The following is an 18923-nucleotide window of genomic DNA, read 5'->3' on the forward strand; positions in this document are numbered from 1 at the left end:
TCTCTATCGTGCGCGGACCACCGGGGATTCTTCGAATGGCAGATGACGCAAAAGAGAGTGGCAAACCGACCTATTCGGCCCCGGCGCTGACCAAGGGCCTCGATGTCCTGGAGCTGCTGGCGGAGGCGCGGGCGCCCTTGACGATGAAGGAGATCGCGGAAGGCCTCGGCCGTTCGAAGAATGAGATTTTCCGGATGCTGATCGCGCTCCAGGAGCGTCAATATATCGAGCGCAACGCCGAGACCGACGCCTATTCGTTGACCGACAAGCTTTTCAAGCTGGGGCTGCACACGCCGAGCGCTCAGGATCTCATGTCCGCCGCCATGCCCGAACTGACGCAGATTGCCGGGGACTCAAATCAGTCGCCGCACCTGGTCGTCTTCAATCACGGCTTGACCGTCGTAACCGCGGCCGTTCCCGGGGGCGAGGACATGGCGTTCACGCTTCGCCTTGGATACGGTCGTCTGGCCACCGACGCGACCTCCGGCCATGTGATACTTGCCTTCCAGCCGCCAAAGGTCGCGGCGCGGATGATCGATGAAAGTGAGGCGCACTCCCCGGCGCCGCTGGATCGTGACGCGCTGGAAAAGCAGCTTCGGATCATCCGCGCGGACGGCTGCTGGATGCGCGAAAGCCGCGACTTCGTCGGCATCACCGATATCTGCTGTCCGGTCATCGGACCGGACGGCAGCGCCGTCGCCTCCATTATCGTCGCCTATATCAATCGCCATACGCGTGAAAGCCGCCATGCCTTTACTCTGGAGGTCCTGCGCGCGGCCTGCGATCGCATCTCCATGAAGTTGTCACCGCGGGTTCGCTGAGGGATCGTGGTGGGCCGGGGGCGCGGACGAAGCACCGTCCGCTGGCCGTTTGCACCGGATTGGTAATACCAGTATAGGTCCAGTCAGGAATGTTCCGATCCAGGGTGCTTCTCGCGCGGAGGAAAGGCAATGACAACCGTGAACCTGATCGGGCTTGTCAGTCGGGAAATGGAAGCGACAGCGTCCGATGTGCCGCTTTACAGGCGGTTGAAATCGGCGATCGAGGCAGCGATCCGCTCCAATGCATTGAAGGCCGGCGCGGTTCTGCCAGGCGAGCGGGTTCTGGCGGAAGCCCTGTCGATCTCGCGAGTCACTGTGAGAAAGGCCCTGGCGCTGCTCGAAGAGGAAGGGCAGCTCAATCGCCGGCACGGTTCCAAAACCGAGATCGGGTCGCGGGTCGAGAAATCGCTTTCGACGCTGACGAGCTTTTCGGAGGACATTCTGGCGCGCGGCCTGAAGCCTGGATGTCTATGGCTTTCCAAGCAGATAAGCCGCCCATCCCCAGCCGAAATGATGGCCTTGGGTATTGCAGGCAATACCAATGTAGTTCGCATGCGTCGTGTGAGGACGGCCGATGGCGCGCCGATCGCCGTCGAGGTCTCGGCCGTGCCGGTTCGCTTCCTTCCTTCGCCCGAGATGGTTCAGGATTCCCTTTATGAAGCGCTTGATGCACGCGGCTTCCTGCCTCAGAGGGCAGTCCAGCGCATGCGCTCGCGCGGCGCGTCGCTGGAGGATGCGAAACATCTTCATTGCGAGCCGGGCGCACCGCTGCTGATGACCGAGCGCCGCTGCTTTCTCGCCGACGGACAAATCGTCGAATACTGCGAGACACGATACAAGGGCGACGTCTACGATTTCGTCTTCGAGCTGCAAAGATAATACCAGTTATGAACTGGTTGTAATCTGGTATTTTCCATTTATCGTGATGGCGACAGGGAGTGCCGACGTGCAGCGGGAAGACATCACCAACAGTCTCATCGTGTCCTGCCAGCCGGTTCCCGGCGGCCCGATGGATAGTGCGCAATTCGTGACAGGCTTTGCCAGGGCCGCTGTTGAAGCCGGAGCCAAGGCCCTGCGCATCGAATCCGTGTTCTATGTCGCGGCCGCACGCCTGGCCGTCCGCGTGCCGATCATCGGTATCGTCAAGCGGGATCTCACCGACAGCCCGGTGCGCATCACACCCTATCTGGCCGATATCGAGGCCTTGGCAGAGGCGGGCGCCGATATCATCGCTTTCGATGCGACGGACCGTGTCCGTCCCGTTCCTGTCGAAGCGCTTGTGAAAGCCGTCAAGGCCAGGAACAAGCTGACCATGGCCGATTGCTCTTGCCTTGACGATGCGCGCCGGGCCCTTGCCGCGGGTGTCGATTTCGTCGGCACGACGCTTTCCGGCTATGTCGGTGGGCCGGAGCCGGAGGATCCGGACATCGCCCTCATTGCTCAAATGCGAACCCTGACCCCCTACGTCATTGCTGAAGGGCGTATCCGGTCGCCTGAGCAGGCGGCTGCCGCCGCGCGCGCCGGCGCCTGTGCCGTGGTTGTCGGCTCGGCGATCACCCGTACCGAGCACGTCACCTCATGGTTCCATCAGGCGCTTTCCGACGCCTATGTGGCGAGGGGCGCGCAAACCGCCCTTGGCACAAGTGTCCTGGGCCCAACCGTTCTGGGCATCGACATCGGGGGAACCAAGACCATGGCCGCGCTGGTCAGCGGCGGCAAGGTGATCGAGGACATGATCGTGCCGACCGCGCGAGAGGCTGGACCCGACGCCTGGCTTGCATCCTTGGCGCAAAGCACGTCGGCCTGGTCGAGCCGCTTCAGTCGTATCGGCATTGCGGTGACCGGATTGGTAGAGGATGGACGCTGGTCGGCGTTGAATCCGGCAACCCTCGGCATTCCCGACGGCTACCCGCTGGTCGAAAGGGCGTCCTCTGTTTTCGGCAAGCCGGTCTGTGCGGTCAACGATGCCCAGGCAGCTGCCTGGGGCGAATACAAATTCGGCGCCGGGCAAGGTCGCGACATCGTCTTTCTAACCATCTCGACCGGAATTGGCGGCGGCATCGTTTGCAACGGCCGATTGCTGTCCGGTCTTGCCGGTCACTTCGGTCTGATCCGTAGTCTGTCTGAAGACCGGGCTCCGCTCGAGGACGGCACCTCCGGCCGCTGGATCGCTTCGCAAGCCCTCAAGGCCGGCTTCAAGGCCGATGCCGTCGATGTGTTCAGGCGTGCGCTGAAGGGCGAGGCCTGGGCCGGCGCCATCGTCTCGCAGAGCGCCTCGCGGGTCGCGACGCTGTGCCGGGACATTCAGATGATGTTCGATCCCAAATTGATCGTCATCGGCGGCAGCATCGGTCTTGCAGAAGGCTATCTCGACCGGGTGCGCGCACATCTGAGCGAGGTCCCGCCGCGCCTTTCCCCCGATCTCGTAGCGGCGAAGCTCGGAGGCCACGCCGGCGTCATCGGTGTTGCCGATCTTGCCGAATGGGCAAGGTAACGGCGCGCCCGATCATGTCATGCAAAAATCATCAAAAAAGAAGGGAACGATCATGAAATTGAGCAGGACGTCTTTTGCGCTTATGGCCACCCTCCTTGCGGGGACGGCTTTGCCGACCTCTGCCAACGCAACCGTGACCGTGCTCGGCTGGCCTGGCGGCTCCGAGGAAACCGCACTGCGGGCAACCGTGGAAACCTACAACACGCAGGCCAGTGATGCCGACAAGGTGGAGTTGCTGTTCTTCAACCGCGAAGGCTTTTACGACAAGCTGCAGGCCGACATGGCGGCCGGATCCAGTGCCTTCGACGTGAACCTCGTCGCCACCTACTCGCTCGGTCGCTACGCGCCCTATATGGAGCCGATCGATCTTGGCGCGGACGCGGCCAAGGTTTTCGGCGAATCCGTTCTCAAGACGATGCAGTTCGACGGCAAGCAATACGGCGTGCCGACAGACCTTTCGTTGCACTTCATGTACTACCGTAAGGATCTCATCGACGCCTTGATCAGGGATGACGCCGCCAGGAAGACCTATGGTGAAATCGCCCAGAAGTATCTCGGCAAGCCGCTGCAGCCGAAAGACCCGGACAGCTGGACCTGGGACGACTGGGGGGCCACCGCCCTCTATTTCACCAAGCGGGTGAACCCCGACAGCCCGGTGCGCTACGGCACGGTCCTGCAGATGAAGAACCTGCTGTTCAACATGATGGTCTTCCAGTCGCTGCCGCGCTCCTACGGCGGCGACTGGATGGACAAGGACGGCAATGTCACGGTGGATTCCGATGCCTACAGGACAGGCCTCGAGCTCTACAAGAAGCTCTATGATGCCGGGTCGTCGCCCAAGGATTCGCTGAGCTACGAATATGCGGAAACCAACGCGGCCTTCGCATCCGGCCAGGCCGCGACAGCGCTCCAGTGGAACGCCGCGGCGGCGGATCTGACCAGCACCGAAAAATCCCCGGCCGTCGCCGAGGTGACCGGGATCATCGCGCCGCCGGCAGGTCCCGACGGACGCGCCGATCATATCCACGGCCTTGGTTTGGGCCTCAACAAGAACGCCAAGAACAAGGAAGGCGCCGTCAAGTTCCTGAAGTGGCTCGCCACCGAGGATGCGGCCTTGCTCTATGCGCGCAGCGGCGGTTCGCCGGCATTGTCTCCCGATGTCGTCGGCAAGGTTGCGAAGGAACGTCCCGACCTCGTCAAGCTCGGCGAATTCGCCAGCAAGTACGGCTATGTCATGACCGGAGCGACGTCCGCGAGTGCGCTCCCGGTTTATGAGCTGCAGGCAAAGGAGTTCACCGGCTACTGGTCCGGCCAGCAGAGCCTCGAGGATGCGCTCGCCCACACCAAGGCGGGCATGCAGGACCTTCTGAAGAAATAAATTATTGGCCGGACGCCGGGCCGAGGCCCGGTATCCGGCGCGTTTGGCGGATCGACATGGCCCTTGTGACACGTGCCGAAGGCAGGAAGTATCTGACGCCGCTGGTCGGCTTCCTGCTTCTGTTTCTCGGCTTTCCGGCGATCGTCAATCTGATCTATTCCGTTTCGACCGTCACATTCGAGACGTTGCGCAGTCCGGTGTTGAGCGGTTTCGGTAACTATGTCGCGGTGTTGAACGACCGCGAATTCTGGAGCTCGGCCTGGTTCTCTCTGCGCTTCGGTATTCTTACCGCATCGGCGGAATGTCTGATCGGCCTTTTCCTTGCCATCTTCCTGGCGCCGCTTCTGAGCAAGCGTCCAGTCCTGATGGCGCCGTTGATGCTGCCGCTGATGGTCGCGCCGGCCATGGTCGGTCTCATGTACCGGCTGGTGCTGCATGAATTCGCGGGCCCCGTCCCCTACTATCTCTTCGAATGGTTCGGCGACAGCCCGGCCTTCCTCGACATCGACAATGCCTTCCGCACCCTTGTCGTCGTGGAGACGCTGCAATGGACGCCTTTCGCCTTCCTGCTCTTCTACATGGCCTATTCGGCCATACCGCTCGACGTGCGCGAAGCCTCCTCGCTCGATGGCGCATCACAGTTTGAGATCGTCCGCTGGATCGACCTGCCGTTGATGAAGCCGACGCTGGTCATCGCGTTTTTCATCCGTTTCATCGACGGTTTCAGGGTGTTCGACAATGTCTACGCACTGACCGGCAGTGGCGCTGGCGGTTCAACGACGTCCTTGTCGATCTACATCTATCAGGCTTTCTTCAAGGAAGGGGCTATCGGCAAGGCGGTCGCCGCCTCGGTTGTGCTGTTCCTGGCTTCGTTCATCGTTCTCCACGGCCTTAACCGGCTTGCCGGCCGCAGGAAGCTTTGACGATGGTCAGGGCACTGCGCTGGATCGTTTTTGCCATCGCCGTGCTGGCGATGAATTTCCCCATTATCGTGACGCTGATCACATCGCTCAAAAGCCAGCGCGAGCTTTCGACGAACCCCGGTTTGTGGATCAGCCAGCCGACGCTCGAAAACTATCTGGAGGTCCTGACGCAGACCAGCCGCTTCAACATCTATGCCTATCTGCTGAACAGCACCGTGGCGGCGCTGATTGGAACCGGCCTTGCGATCGCGCTCGCGTTCCCGGCTGCCTATGCGATCGCGCGTAGCGAGGCGGGAAAGCGCTTGGTCCTGCCGATCGTCATCAACCTTCGCGCCGTGCCGCTGATCATCTTCGCGATCCCGCTTTACATGATGTACCAGTGGCTGGGCCTGCTCGATACGCGGATCGGGCTCGGGCTCATCCTGACCATCGTCAACGCGCCGCTTGCGCTCGTCATCCTGGTGAACGCGATTTCAGATGTACCGGTCGAACTCGACGAGGCGGCGAAAGTCGATGGCGCAAGTTCCTTGCAGGTGATGATGATGATCGTCCGGCCCGTCATCCGACCGGCGCTCGTCACAACCTTCATTTTCGGCTTCATCACTGCCTGGAACGAGTTCCTCTTCGGCCTCATGCTGACAACCAGCCGTGCCGTCCCGATGACGGTCGGCGCATCGTTTTTTTTCGCCGCAAGCGGCGGCGGCGTAAAATGGGGAACCGCTTCCGCGGTCATGATGCTGGGCGCCTTGCCGCCGGCCTTGCTGGGTCTTGTGATGTATCGGCAGATATCAGGATCCATGACCGCTGGAGCGGTCAAAGGCTAAGGCAAGACGAGTTCGTCGTTCTGACTAGTTGGACAACCCTATCCGACAGGGCGAGCGCACTTGTCAGGCCAGGTGACTCGATTCCGAAAAGACTGATCAGCCGTCCGGACGAATCTGCCAGAATGTCGAAATCGCCGAACTGCAACCCGTTCGTTTTAGGCCGCAGCCCGCAATAGCTCGGCTCCAGTTCCCCGTCCCTCAGCCCCGGCCAATAGCGTCGGATGGCCGCGTAAAATGGCGTGGCCCGAGTTGGGTCGACCGCGTAGCCGACCTCATCGACGGGCTCGACGTCCGGCCCGAAACGAACCGATCCGCCCATATCCAGCGTCAGGTGAACTCCGAGGCCGCCTGGTTCCGGAACCGGATAAACAAGATGGTTGAAGGACGGGCGGCGTCCAAGCGCAAAATAATTGCCTTTGACGTAGGTGACATCTGGGATTTTGCCGCCATGCCCGCCCGCGAGGCTTCGGGCAACGAGATGGGCTGACAATCCGGCCGCATTGATGACCAGATTTGCGGCGATCCTATAGCCTTCCATATCGCCGCCAAACTGGAGCTCGCAGCCCGTTTCGTCGACGCTCCCGCCGAGAACCGGCGCGCGAAACGCAAAGGTGGCACCGGCATTCTCGGCATCGCCCTGTAGCCCCAGCATCAGCGCGCGGCTGTCGACGATCCCCGTGCTTGGGGACAAAAGCGCGCCGGCAACGTCCAGTTCAGGCTCAAGGCGTTCCACATCCGAGCGGCTGAGCATCTCCAGGTCCGCAACACCATTGTCCGCAGCCTTGGTCCGGATCCCCTCCAGAATCGGCAATTCCGCGTCGCTGGCGGCGACGATCAGCTTGCCGATGCGTTTGTGCGGAATCCCGCGCGCTTCGCAATAGCGGTAAAGCGCGTTCTTTCCTTCGACGCATAGCTGCGCTTTCAGGCTGCCCTTCGGATAGTAGATGCCGGCATGGATGACCTCGCTGTTGCGGCTCGACGTGCCCAGCCCGGGGCTGTCCTCGGCCTCCACGACAAGAACTTCGCGTCCATCGAGCGCCAGCTGCCGCGCAATCGCCAGGCCGACGACGCCGGCGCCGATGACGATGCAATCGACTTTCTCGTCGGGGACCTCCATCGTCAGTCGCCAGACCCTAGGGAACAATGCAGGACGTGCAAGCAGGCCTCACCAGAATTGCGGACCCACCGAAGGCGCCGCCAGCATGAGATGTCACCACAAGCATGACATGTCACTCCACCGCCGAGCAAATAGAACGAGATGTCCAGACCGATGCCGTTCATCGGCTGCTGGGTTCAATTCAAACTTGCGTTGTGTGGCGCACGCAGCGCAATTTGTTTGCGTCCCGTTGCATTGATGCCAACCGCGATCTCGGCGGCCCTGCCAAGGTCGTGCTTCAGAACCCAGACGCGCGGCGAAAGTTCATCGTCTTTCTGCAAGGGCAACTCGGCATCTCCGCGCAGGAGGCGGATACGATGCTGGAGCACTGCGCCAACTCCTTCGTCGGCATCTTCACGACCTTCGACCGTCGGTTTCGCCAGCGGTTCGCGAAGGCCGACATCGAAAGGCTGCTGCGCGAGATCAACGGCGAGGCGGATGAGCGGGACGATCAAGCCGCTTGAATTCGATGGCGCGTGCCCGCCGCAGCCCAGCTGCAAAAGGTAGCGGTTCAATGTTTGATTCACTGAACCGCTCCAACTTATTGTTTTTGCGCGGCTACTGAAGGAAGGCCGCTGTACGCCTTTCCTGGAGTTGCGCTACAGAAATTATCCCCGGCCCAGGATCATCTCCGCTGCCCGCTGCCCGATCATCATGCTGGGGGCATTGGTGTTGCCGCCGATCAGCTTCGGCATCACGGACGCATCCGCGACCCGCAAGCCACCGATGCCGCGCACCTTGAGCGTTGCCGGGTCGACGACGGCCATCGCGTCGGTCCCCATCTTGCACGTCCCCACCGGATGATAGACGGTGAGCGCTTCGGCACGCAAATAGGCGAGGATCTCGTCATCGCTGCGAACATCCTTGCCCGGCAGCATCTCCGTCCCCCTGATCGGGTCGAACTCGGATGCGGCAAAGATTTGACGCGCGATCTTGATGCCTTCGACCAACACCCTGGCATCCTCGTCGTTCGAGAAGAAGCGATGATCGATCAGCACATCCCGCTTCGATGCCTGGCCTGACAGTTTGAGTTCGCCGACGCTTTTGGGCCTGAGCACGCAGGTGTGGATTGCGTAGCCATGGCCGTACTCCACCAGCCTGCCGCGATGGCTGCGATAGCCGGGCACGAAGTGGAACTGGATGTCGGGAGTGCCGATCGCATACTTCGTCCGGGCAAAGCCGCCGGCTTCGACATAGTTGGTGGTGAGCATGCCCTTGCGGCCGGCAAAGTACCGGAAAGGCGCAGCCAGCACGCGGGGCAAGTTGGGCAGCGACAGGCCGAGCGTCTTCGTGCTCGAGGAGCGGACCGTGATCATGCCGTCGATATGGTCCTGAAGGTTCTTGCCCACGCCCGGCAGATCGACAACCGGCTTTATGCCGATCGCCTGCAACTCGGCGGCTGCGCCGATGCCGGACGCCAGCAGGATCTTCGGTGAATTGATGGCCCCGGCCGAAAGCACGATTTCGCGGCGGGCCGACAGCGTCTTCTGCTCGCCCTTGTGCCGCACCCGTACCCCTGTCGCGCGCCCCTGGGCTATATCGAGGTCGATCACTTCGCATTCGCTGAGGATTGTGAGATTCTTGCGATCGAGCACCGGGCGCATGAAGGCGGTGAAACTGCTGAAGCGCTGGCCGCGATCCTGGGTGACATTGTAGATGCCGAGGCCGAACTGGCTTTCGGCATTGAAGTCGCTGTTGGCCGGAAGACCGGCATTGTTGCCGGCCTTGACGAACATCGACGACAGCACATTCGGATCGCGCGGCTTGTCGACCAGCAGTTCCCCGCCTGTACCGTGGTAGTGCGGGTCTTGGCCAAGCAGGTTGCGCTCGAGCTTCTTGAAGACGGGAAGCACGTCGCTGAATGCCCAGCCTGCGCAGCCGAGTCGCGACCACTCGTCATAGTCCTGCGCGGCGCCCCTGATGTAGACCATCGAGTTGATCGAACTGGAGCCGCCCAATGCCTTGCCGCGATTGACCGGAATCCTGCGGCCCTTGAGGTTGGGCTGAGGCACGCCGACATAGCAGTAGTCATAGTTCGGATTGCCGTAGAGCGAGAGGATGCCGGCAGGCACCTTGACCCGCAGGCCGCTGTCGCTGCCGCCGGCTTCGATCAGGCACACTTTGTGGGACGGGTTGGCGCTCAGGCGATTGGCAAGGACGCAACCGGCCGAGCCTGCGCCGATGACGATGTAGTCGTAGTCAAGATTTTCGGTCTGCATGGCCAGCCCCTTTGAGAATGGAGATGCCGGGGCGGCGCGCGCCCCGGCTGAGCGGCTCATTGCAGAAGCTGCGTCCAGACCTTGGTGACGAGTTCCTGCGCCGCCGGCGAGCAGGCCTGGCCCATCTTGACGGGAACGGTCGGGAACAGCTCCGGAGCGTTCTCCTTGTTGTAGAGCGCCTTGCTCTCGTCGATCTTCACCGGCGAAGAGTGGCCGTAATAATTGTACTGCGCCGTCGCGTTGTCGATCTGGGTCATGAAATCGATGAACTTCTTGGCGTTCTCGATATTGGCCGCGCCCTTCGGCACGACATAGGAATCCAGCCAGCCGACCAGACCTTCTTTCGGCATCGCGTATTCGACATTGGCCTTGTCGTTGCGGCGAAGCCTCATGGTGTTGCCGTCCCACCAGAAATGGGCGGCAACCTCGCCGCTGCCGATGCGGTTTTCGATGTTGTCGCTGGAATAGGCCGCCACGAATGGCTTCTGCGCCAGCAAGAGGTCGAGCACGCGCTTCATCTCCTGCGGGTCTTCGCTGCAATATTTGATGCCGAGATAGTTTTCCGCTGCCGGTATGACTTCGTCGGGCTGCGCCAGGCTGGCGATCTTGCCGCGCAGCTCCGCCGGTGGCTCGAAATAGGTCTTCCAGCTGTCGACCGGGCCTTTGTAGAGGTCGCGGTTAACGGTGTAGCCGGCATTGCCGAAGGCGAGCGGGATCGAATGATTGCCTGTCGCATCCCACCACGGTTTCTGCCAGTCCGGCAGGACTTGGCTGTAGGCCGCCATCGAGCTGGCGCCGAAATCCTCGAGCAGCCCACTATCGATCATGATCTTCACGAAGTGCTGCGAAGGCGTGACGATGTCGTAGCCCGACGAGCCGGCCTGCAGCTTGGTCAGCAGGTCCTCGTTGGATGAGAAGGCGTCGACCGTGACCTTTATGCCGGTTTCCTTCTCGAATTTCGTGACCATCTCGGGCGAGATGGAATCCGCCCATGCGTAGATGGCCAGGCTGCCCTCGGCGAGAGCGGGCACGCTAAAGGCGAGGCTCATGGCACCGGCCATGGCGAGCGCTGCAATTTTAGTCGTCATGTCATTCCCCTGTTTGTTGTTCTCCCAAGGGCGACGATAACAAACCGTCGGGTTCGATAAATTCGATTTGCCCGACGCCTTGATTAGGAAAAACTACGCCGCTGCTACTGCCGTCGCTGAAGCAGGAAGGCCACGGTCGCCAGCACTACCGAAACAATCATGATCAAGGTCGAGATTGCGTTGAGCTGCGGCGACACGCCCTGCTTGATCAGGGAAAAAATGTAGACCGGCAGCGTGGTGGCGCCACCGGAATTCAACAGGTTGCTGGTGATGAAATCATCCATCGAGATGACGAAGGCGAGCATGGCGCCGGCGAACACACCCGGCAGGATGAGCGGCAGCGTGACGCGACGAAAGGCGACCCAACCGGTTGCATAGAGATCGCGGGCGGCTTCCTCCAGATCGAAGTCCATTCCCTGCAGGCGGGCGCGTATCGGCAGGAAGGCGAACGGGATGCAGAAGGTGGTGTGGGCGATCATCAGCTTCACCATTCCGTTGGCGAGCCCGATCTCGGAGAAGAGGATCAGGACGGCGACAGCAACGACGATTTCGGGCAGGAGCAGCGGCAGGTTCACCACCGCTTCGGAAATCCGGCGGAACCGGACATCGCGGCCGCGCACCAGCACCAATGCCGCCATCAACGCGACAAGCGTCGAGGCGACTGTGGCGACCGCGGCAACGAGCAGGGAGGTCTTCACCGCCGTCATCAGGTTCGCGTTGGACAAAGCGGTGGCGTACCAGTGCAATGAGAAGCCGCCCCAATTGGAGACGATCCGGTTCGCATTGAAAGAGTAGAACACCACGACGGCGATGGGCAAATAGAGATAGGCGAAGAAGATCGCGCTGAAGAGACCGAAGCCCGGATAGCGCCTGACATCATCGTCCGCGTTCATGCCGCACGCTCCAGGCCTTCGGTGCGCATCGAGCGCAGACCCTGGAAAATCAGGAAGACCATGACCGCGGCCATCAGCACGATGGCGATGGCGGCGCCGAGCGGCCAGTTGCGGGCGCCACCGAACTGCAGCTGGATGAGATTGCCCATCATCATGGTCTTGCCGCCGCCGAGCAGGGTCGGCTCCAGGACCGCGCCGAGGCTTGGAACGAACACCAGGATCGCGCCGGCGATCATGCCGGGCCGGGTGAGGGGTAGGATAACGCGGCGCAATGTGGTGAGGCGGTTGCCATAGAGATCATGCGACGCCTCGATGAGCGCAGGATCGAGCTTTTCGATCGAGGCGAAGATCGGCAGGATCATCAGCGGAATGTAGCTGTAGACGAGACCGAGCAGCATGGCGGTGTTGCCGAACAGCAGCGAGTCCATGTTGTCGACGAGGCCGAGACCGCGAAGGGTCTTTTCGACGACACCATCCTTGCCAAGGATGATGATCCAGGAATAGACGCGCACGATCATTGAAACCCAGAATGGCAGCGTGACGAGATAGATCAGCAGCACTTTGATCGCCGGCCGCTGCAGCGCGATGAAATAGGCGACCGGGAAGCTCAGAAGCAGGCAGATCGATGTTGTCACGGCCGACAGGACCAGCGTCCTGGCAACGACGATGAGATATTGCGGATTGAACTCCAGCTCGCCGGTCCAGCCTTCGTTGAACAGCAGCTGCTTGTAGGGCGCGGTGGTGAACACATATTCGAACCCGCCGTAAGGTCCGCGCGTCGAGAACGACACCACGATGATGATACCGATCGGGATGATCAGCGTCAGCAGCATGATGAGATGGGCCGGCAGCAGGCCGAGGACATTCCAGTCAGGAGTTTTTGTGGGTGCCTTCATGCGCCGAGGATCCGCACGGATTCGGCGGCAAAGCCAACTTTTACCGATTGCCCGATTTCGAACATCTGGCCGCGGCTGACGCTGTTGCGCTTGGAGATGCGCAGCTTGGTGCCGCCCGCTTCAATCAGATAGTATGTGTAGCCGCCGAGATAGTTGGTGCTCATGATCGTGCCGTCGATAGCGATCGGGTTGTCCTGGGCGGGCAGGCTGATTTTCTCCGGACGTATCGAGATGAAGGCCTTCTGCCCGGCGACCGCTTTCTTGTGAGAGGCCGTCAAGGTCATGCCGAGCTGCGTTTTCACGGTTGCCTGCTCGCCGTCCACGGCAATCACGTCAGCATCGAGGAAGTTGGTCTCGCCGATGAAATCGGCGACGAAGCGGTTCGACGGCTCCTCGTAGATCGCCGCGGGTGTGCCAAGCTGCTGGATCTCGCCATCGCCGAGAACGCAGATGCGATCCGACATGTCGAGCGCTTCTTCCTGGTCGTGGGTGACGAAGACGAAGGTGATGCCGGTCTTGCGCTGCAGGATGCGCAGTTCGTCGCGCATGGCCTGGCGCAGCTTCAGGTCGAGTGCCGAGAGCGGTTCGTCGAGCAGCAGCACTTCCGGTTCCGGCGCCAGAGCGCGGGCGAGCGCGACGCGCTGGCGCTGGCCGCCCGACAATTGCTGCGGCTTGCGCCCGGCAAAGGCCTCCATATGGACGAGACGAAGCATATCGGCGACGCGCGTATCGCGGCGGTCCTTTGACCAGCCGAGGTTTTCGAGCCCGAAGCCGATGTTCTGTTCGACGCTCATATGCGGAAACAGGGCGTAGCTCTGGAAGACGGTGTTGACCCGCCGCTTATGAGGGGGAAGTCCCTGTATGTCCGAGCCGTGCAGGAAAATCTGCCCCGCCGTCGGCCGCTCGAAACCGGCGATCATGCGCAGCAGGGTGGTCTTGCCGCAGCCGCTCGGGCCGAGCAGCGTGAAGAACTCGTTGTCGTAGATGTCGAAGGAAACAGGCTTCAGCGCCTGATAGGTGCCGAACACCTTGGAGACGCCCTTGATCTCGACGGCCTTTCGAGGTGCGCCGTTGCCGGCCTCGTCATTCATGGTCAGGCGCTCCGGTCAGGACTTTTTGCGAGCTCGGCGGTGATCGACGCCGCGCCACGAGAACGGGCGGCGTCGATCAGGTAGTTACATCTTCTCCCATTTGCCGCTGCGAACGACGAACATGTCGATGTCGATGGCCATGTTGGTCTGTCCGTTGGCATCGAACGAGACGTCTCCCAGAATGCCGTCGTGGTGGATGTCACGAATGGCCTTGCTCAGCGCTTCCTTGTCGTCGAGGCCTTTTTCCTTGATGACCTGAAGCAGGATCTGCGTCGCCTCGTAGGCATATTTCGCATAGGAGCCGGCAGGATCGGGATAAGCCTTGGTTTCATAGGCCTTGTTGAATTCCTCGAGCTTGGGGTTCGACTGGACGGCCGGAGTTCCGGCGATGGTGCCCTCGGCTGCAGCTCCCGCGATCTCGATGAATTTCGGGTCGTAGATGCCTGAAATTCCGTACATCGGCAGATTGCCCATGCCGAGGTCGGCCATCTGGCTGCGCACCAGCGCTGCTTCGGTGACGACGCCGCCGAAATAGACCGCGTCGGGCGACGCTGCCTTCGCGGTAGTCAGCATAGCGCGGAAATCGGTCGTGCCGACAGCCGCGGCATCCGAAGAAACGACCTCGCCGCCGGCCGCCTTGAAGAAATCGCCGAACCATTTGGTGTTGGCCGCACCGTAGTCGGTCGTGTCGGAGATGATGGCGATCTTCTTGATCTTGCCTTGCTTGGCGATGGCTTCGGCCAGCGGCTTGTTCTCGTTGACCAGCGTCGGCGTCACGCGGGTCACGTTCGGGAAGTTCTGTTCGGTGATCTTCGGGCTGACCGCGCCCCAGACGATGAACGGCATCTGCGAGCGGTTGAAGACCGGGATCGTCGCCAGCGCGACCGAGCTGTTCCAATGCCCCGTTGCCGCGACCACCGCGGGATCGTTGACCAGCTTCTGCGCCGCCGAAACGCCGACGGCCGGATCGGAGGCGTCATCGAGCACGACGCCTTCCACCTGGTGCGGATAGCCGCTGGCATTGGCCTGCTCGATGGCGAGCAGGAAGCCGTTGCGGGCGCCGAGGCCCTGCTGGGCGTTGCCGCCGGAGAGCGGCCCGATGAAGCCGAGCTTGATCTGGTCGGCCTGCGCCTGGGCGGCGCCCAGGGCGATGGCAAACAGAGAGCCGGCCAGAATTGACGATACGCGGATAAGCGCACTGCGCCTGTTTTGCATGGTTCCACCTCAAACAGAATTATCTGCCGCCGTCGTAGCGACCCGGCCGATCGTGATCGTCGGCTGATCATCAGTGTACGGGCGCGTATTCAGTGACGAAATTCGGAAATTGTGACTCGTGAGTTCGGAGATTCGTTCTGTCCGCCCGGGATGGCGGTTGATACCTGTCGGCTTCAATCGAGAGACGGACCGCATGGCGGAACTGCTTGTCCAGCAACTGGTGAACTGGATAACCCTTGGCTGCATCTATGCCTTGCTGGCGATCGGATTCAGCCTGATCTTCGGTGTCTTGAACGTCATTCATTTCTCGCATGGCGATGTCGCGATGACGGCGCCGTTCATCACGCTGGCGCTTGCCCAGGCGTTGGCGACCGCTCTTGGCGCCTCGGGGCCCGCCTGGCTGGTGCTTGCGGTTCCGGTCGCCGTGCTCGCCGTCGGTTTGATCGGCGTCCTGCTCGACAAGGTGGTCATCAGGCGCTTCCGCGATGCGCCCGCCATGATGGCGCTGGTGGCGACGGTGGCGCTCGGCATCGTCATCCGCGAGCTGATCCGCCATCTCTATCCGCAGGGATCGAACCCGCATGCCTTCCCGCGCCTGGTGTCGGGCATGGCTTTCGAAATCTCCGGTGTTGCCATCAGTTGGTTCGCGCTGCTGGTGGTGGTGCTGACCGTCGCGCTGGTTGCCATGCTGTTTGTCTTCCTGCGCATGACCCCGCTCGGACTGCGCATCCGGGCGGCCTCGGAGGACCGGGTTGTAGCGCGCATGATGGGCATCCGCGATGCACGCGTCTTCCGTGCGACATTCTTCATTGCCTCGGCTATCGGCGCCATCGCCGGACTTCTGTTCGCAAGCTATGCCGGCGTGACACGGTTCGACTTCGGCGTCATGGCCGGCCTGCTCGGCTTTTCCGCCGCGGTGATCGGCGGCCTCGGCTCGATGCCGGGCGCCATATTGGGCGGACTGATCATTGCCGGCATCGAAGTGCTGGCGCAGACATTCGTGCCGGACGGCGCTTCCTACCGGCTGGTCTTCGTCTTCCTGCTGGTCATCGCCGTGCTCATCTTCCGCCCCGCCGGCCTGCTTGGGCGCACCGTCATGGAGAAAGTCTAGCATGCAGGGTCGTGCTTCACCCGACGTGCCGGGCATAGCCGCGGCCACGGTCTTCGCCATCGCCTCGCAAATCATCGGGGCAGCGTTCCTGTACCTCATCCTCAGAGTCGACGGCGGCTGGCAGGTGGTCGGCCTGCTGGCCTTGCTCGGCCTCGGTTTCTATCTGCTGGAGAGGCTGCCGTGGATCGCCGACTATGCGTTGGCGAGCTTTGCCCGGGTTCCGCTCGTGGCGATGATCACTGCGGCGGTCATCGTCCTGGCCTTTCCGTTCTTCGTCGGTTCGAACACCTATATCCTTCATCTGCTGATCGTCGCCGAGCTCTATGCCGTGCTGGCGCTGGCGCTCAATTTCCAGCTCGGCAGCGCCAACATCCCGAACTTCGCCACCGGCGCTTCCTACGGCATCGGCGCCTACGTGTCGGCGCTGCTGGCGATCAATTTCGGCGTCAGCTTCTGGCTGACGCTGCCGGTCGCGGCGCTGGCCGCGACCTTGTTCGGTTTCATCATCGGCATCCCGTCGATGCGCACGCGCGACACTTATCTGGCGCTTGTCACCATCGCCTTCGGTGTCGTGGTCCAGCAATTGCTAAACAATTTCAGTTGGACCGGCGGACCGAACGGACTGGTCGGCATTCCGGCGCCCAGCCTGTTCGGCCATTCCTTTGCCGATCCGCTGGTGATCTTCGGCTGGAAGCTGCCGAGCCAGGCGAACTTCTATTATCTGTCGGCTGCATTGGTCGTCGTCGCCATCGTCACCGCGCACCGGCTGCACGGCTCGCGCATCGGGTTGGCCTGGAACGCGCTGCGCGCCGACGAGATCGCCGCCAAGGCGCAAGGCATCAACGTGGCGTGGTTCAAGGTGCTGGCCTTCGCGGTCGATGCCTTTCTCGCCGCTTTTGCCGGCACGATCTACGCCTTCTACGTGTCCTACATTTCTCCCGACAATTTCACCTTCCTGGTCTCCGTCACCATCATGACCATGGTCATCGTCGGCGGCATGGACAATATTTTCGGTGTCATCGTCGGTGCGTTCCTGCTGACCATCCTGCCGGAGAAATTGCGCGCGTTCGCCGACTACCGCCTGCTGTTCTTCGGCGTCGTCATCATCGGCTTCCTGATGATCCGGCCGCAAGGCCTGTTCCCGCAACGCATGCGGCGCTACGGAGGCGAGCCGTGAGCGCGCTTCTCAAGGTCGAGAATTTGACGATGCGCTTCGGCGGCCTGGTCGCGCTCAACGATGTCAGCCTGTCGATCGACAAGGGCGCGGTGCTCGCCGTCATCGGCCCGAACGGCGCCGGCAAGTCGACGCTGTTCAATGTCGTGACCGGCGTCTACCGGCCAACCTCCGGTCGCGTGACCTTCGACGGCGCCGAGATCACCGGCCGCCCGTCCTACGAAGTTGTCGACCGCGGCATCGCCCGCACATTCCAGTCGTCGCGTCTGTTCTCCGACCTCAGCGTCCTCGACAACGTGATCATCGGCATGCACACCCGCACCAGGACCGGCGTGCTGACCGCGCTGTTTCGGCCCGGCGCGTCGCGCCGTGAGATGGCGGCCTGCGTGGAAAAGGCCGAAACCCTGCTCAAGCTCGGCTCCGGCGACCTGTTCGAACAACGCTACCGGCCAGCGGGCACGCTGGCCCAAGCCGACAGGCGGCGGCTGGAAATTGCCCGCGCGCTCGCATCACAGCCCAAGCTCTTGCTGCTCGACGAACCTTCGGTCGGCATGGACGACACGGAAACCGACGCACTGGTGGCCGACATCACGCGGCTGCGCGTACAAAACCCTGCTCTGTCGGTGATCCTGATCGAGCACGACATGCGGGTGGTCGAAGCGTTCCCGCAGCATGTCACCTGCATCGACTATGGCAGCAAGATCGCCGAGGGCGACTTCGCGGCGGTGCGCGCCGACCCGCGCGTCCAGGAAGCCTATCTCGGGAAGGCTTTCGCCCATGCTTGAACTCAGGGATGTCGATACTTCCTATGGCGCGGTGCCGATGCTGCGCGGCGTGGCGATGAGCGTGCGCCCCGGCGAACTGGTCTGCCTGCTGGGGCCGAACGGCGCCGGCAAGACGACAACCTTCATGACAGTCTGCGGCGTCGTGCGAGCGCAGCGGGGCAAGGTCGAGGTGATGGGCAAGGACATGGCGACGCTCGGCACGGAAAACCTCGCGTCGCTCGGCGTCGGGCTCGTTCCCGAAGGGCGCCGGCTGTTCCCCGGCCTGACCGTGATGGAGAATTTGCGCCTGGGCTATGACGCGGTGTCGGGCAGGGGACCCAACTTCGCGGTGCAACTGGACAAGATGTGCAAGCTGTTTCCGCGCATCCGGGAGCGCCTGCGCCAGGTCGCCGGGACTTTGTCGGGCGGCGAACAGGCGATGGTGGCGCTGGCGCGCGCCCTGATCGGCGAACCCAGACTGGTGATCATGGACGAGCCGTCGCTCGGTCTCTCGCCAAAACTCATCGGCGAGTATTTCGAGATCACAAGGGAGATCCATCGCCAAGGCACGACCATCCTGTTGATCGAACAGAATGCCGAAATGGGGCTGGGCATCGCCGATCGCGGCTATGTGCTGGTCAAGGGTAAGGTCGCCCAGGAGGGGCCGGCAAAGGAGTTGCTCTCGTCCAAGGCGGCCAGAAGCCTTTATCTCTGAGCCGTCCGTTTCTTCTGTCTCGACAGTGATGATCCACGCCCCGCGCTCCACATCTTCGGCCATGCTTTCCGGCATTTAGGGACAAGCTAACCACTGCCACATGAAATCATAATTTTCGCTGCCCGGTGCCTCCAGTAAACCAACGATCAGATCTCCGCCGC

At 61.9% G+C, this 18923-nt stretch carries 18 protein-coding genes; 10 read left to right on the plus strand and 8 right to left on the minus strand.

What is annotated here, in order from left to right; all coding sequences use genetic code 11:
- The first annotated feature begins 35 nt into the window (after positions 1 to 35).
- The 6 genes from NKI66_RS26600 (at position 36) to NKI66_RS26625 (ending at position 6440) form a co-directional block, all read left to right on the plus strand.
- Complete coding sequence (locus NKI66_RS26600; RefSeq protein WP_352753520.1) at positions 36 to 821, plus strand: IclR family transcriptional regulator; 786 nt, start codon at positions 36 to 38, stop codon at positions 819 to 821.
- 129 nt (positions 822 to 950) lie between these two features.
- Positions 951 to 1700 (plus strand): GntR family transcriptional regulator, encoded by a 750-nt coding sequence (locus tag NKI66_RS26605; RefSeq protein WP_023809444.1) that lies wholly within the window; start codon positions 951 to 953, stop codon positions 1698 to 1700.
- 46 nt (positions 1701 to 1746) lie between these two features.
- Entirely contained in the window at positions 1747 to 3315 is a 1569-nt protein-coding gene (locus tag NKI66_RS26610) for a putative N-acetylmannosamine-6-phosphate 2-epimerase (protein ID WP_031212571.1), read from the plus strand.
- An 82-nt stretch (positions 3316 to 3397) separates the two neighbouring features.
- On the plus strand, positions 3398 to 4693 hold the full coding sequence (locus NKI66_RS26615) for an ABC transporter substrate-binding protein (RefSeq protein ID WP_245273091.1): 1296 nt from the start codon (positions 3398 to 3400) through the stop codon (positions 4691 to 4693).
- 56 nt (positions 4694 to 4749) lie between these two features.
- Positions 4750 to 5616 carry a carbohydrate ABC transporter permease gene (locus NKI66_RS26620; RefSeq protein WP_352721143.1) on the plus strand — a complete coding sequence of 289 codons (867 nt, stop codon included), beginning with the start codon at positions 4750 to 4752 and terminating at the stop codon, positions 5614 to 5616.
- A 2-nt stretch (positions 5617 to 5618) separates the two neighbouring features.
- On the plus strand, positions 5619 to 6440 hold the full coding sequence (locus tag NKI66_RS26625) for a carbohydrate ABC transporter permease (RefSeq protein ID WP_352721141.1): 822 nt from the start codon (positions 5619 to 5621) through the stop codon (positions 6438 to 6440).
- Here NKI66_RS26625 and NKI66_RS26630 read toward each other — a convergent pair.
- The 8 genes from NKI66_RS26630 to NKI66_RS26665 form a co-directional block, all read right to left on the minus strand.
- On the minus strand, positions 6430 to 7557 hold the full coding sequence (locus NKI66_RS26630) for an NAD(P)/FAD-dependent oxidoreductase (RefSeq protein ID WP_128303908.1): 1128 nt from the start codon (positions 7555 to 7557) through the stop codon (positions 6430 to 6432). The genes NKI66_RS26625 and NKI66_RS26630 overlap by 11 nt on opposite strands.
- 176 nt (positions 7558 to 7733) lie before the next feature.
- Entirely contained in the window at positions 7734 to 8123 is a 390-nt protein-coding gene (locus NKI66_RS26635) for a hypothetical protein (RefSeq protein ID WP_155930552.1), read from the minus strand.
- A gap of 81 nt (positions 8124 to 8204) precedes the next feature.
- On the minus strand, positions 8205 to 9815 hold the full coding sequence (locus NKI66_RS26640; protein ID WP_352753523.1) for a GMC family oxidoreductase: 1611 nt from the start codon (positions 9813 to 9815) through the stop codon (positions 8205 to 8207).
- A 56-nt stretch (positions 9816 to 9871) separates the two neighbouring features.
- On the minus strand, positions 9872 to 10903 hold the full coding sequence (locus NKI66_RS26645; RefSeq protein WP_023809436.1) for an extracellular solute-binding protein: 1032 nt from the start codon (positions 10901 to 10903) through the stop codon (positions 9872 to 9874).
- A gap of 104 nt (positions 10904 to 11007) precedes the next feature.
- Positions 11008 to 11796, minus strand: a complete 789-nt coding sequence (locus NKI66_RS26650) for an ABC transporter permease (protein WP_127292325.1) — start codon at positions 11794 to 11796, stop codon at positions 11008 to 11010.
- The gene (locus NKI66_RS26655) at positions 11793 to 12692 is read right to left on the minus strand and encodes an ABC transporter permease (RefSeq protein ID WP_031212568.1); all 900 of its coding nucleotides are present in this window, start codon (positions 12690 to 12692) and stop codon (positions 11793 to 11795) included. Before NKI66_RS26655 ends, NKI66_RS26650 begins: the two co-directional genes overlap by 4 nt.
- Positions 12689 to 13783, minus strand: a complete 1095-nt coding sequence (locus tag NKI66_RS26660; RefSeq protein ID WP_352721134.1) for an ABC transporter ATP-binding protein — start codon at positions 13781 to 13783, stop codon at positions 12689 to 12691. The genes NKI66_RS26655 and NKI66_RS26660 overlap by 4 nt, the downstream gene beginning before the upstream one ends.
- Before the next feature lie 84 nt (positions 13784 to 13867).
- Complete coding sequence (locus NKI66_RS26665; RefSeq protein WP_127271535.1) at positions 13868 to 14998, minus strand: branched-chain amino acid ABC transporter substrate-binding protein; 1131 nt, start codon at positions 14996 to 14998, stop codon at positions 13868 to 13870.
- Positions 14999 to 15191: 193 nt separating this feature from the next.
- Between NKI66_RS26665 and NKI66_RS26670 the strand changes: the two genes are divergently transcribed.
- Genes NKI66_RS26670 through NKI66_RS26685 form a run of 4 tightly spaced genes read left to right on the plus strand, consistent with a single transcriptional unit; the run spans position 15192 to position 18762 of the window.
- Positions 15192 to 16109 carry a branched-chain amino acid ABC transporter permease gene (locus NKI66_RS26670; protein WP_023809431.1) on the plus strand — a complete coding sequence of 306 codons (918 nt, stop codon included), beginning with the start codon at positions 15192 to 15194 and terminating at the stop codon, positions 16107 to 16109.
- 1 nt (position 16110) lies between these two features.
- Positions 16111 to 17286 carry a branched-chain amino acid ABC transporter permease gene (locus NKI66_RS26675; protein ID WP_023809430.1) on the plus strand — a complete coding sequence of 392 codons (1176 nt, stop codon included), beginning with the start codon at positions 16111 to 16113 and terminating at the stop codon, positions 17284 to 17286.
- Complete coding sequence (locus NKI66_RS26680) at positions 17283 to 18068, plus strand: ABC transporter ATP-binding protein (protein ID WP_352721132.1); 786 nt, start codon at positions 17283 to 17285, stop codon at positions 18066 to 18068. The genes NKI66_RS26675 and NKI66_RS26680 overlap by 4 nt, the downstream gene beginning before the upstream one ends.
- Entirely contained in the window at positions 18061 to 18762 is a 702-nt protein-coding gene (locus NKI66_RS26685; protein ID WP_352721130.1) for an ABC transporter ATP-binding protein, read from the plus strand. Before NKI66_RS26680 ends, NKI66_RS26685 begins: the two co-directional genes overlap by 8 nt.
- Positions 18763 to 18923: the final 161 nt, after the last annotated feature.

The organism is Mesorhizobium sp. M0518 (genome assembly GCF_040321125.1).
Lineage (GTDB): Bacteria > Pseudomonadota > Alphaproteobacteria > Rhizobiales > Rhizobiaceae > Mesorhizobium.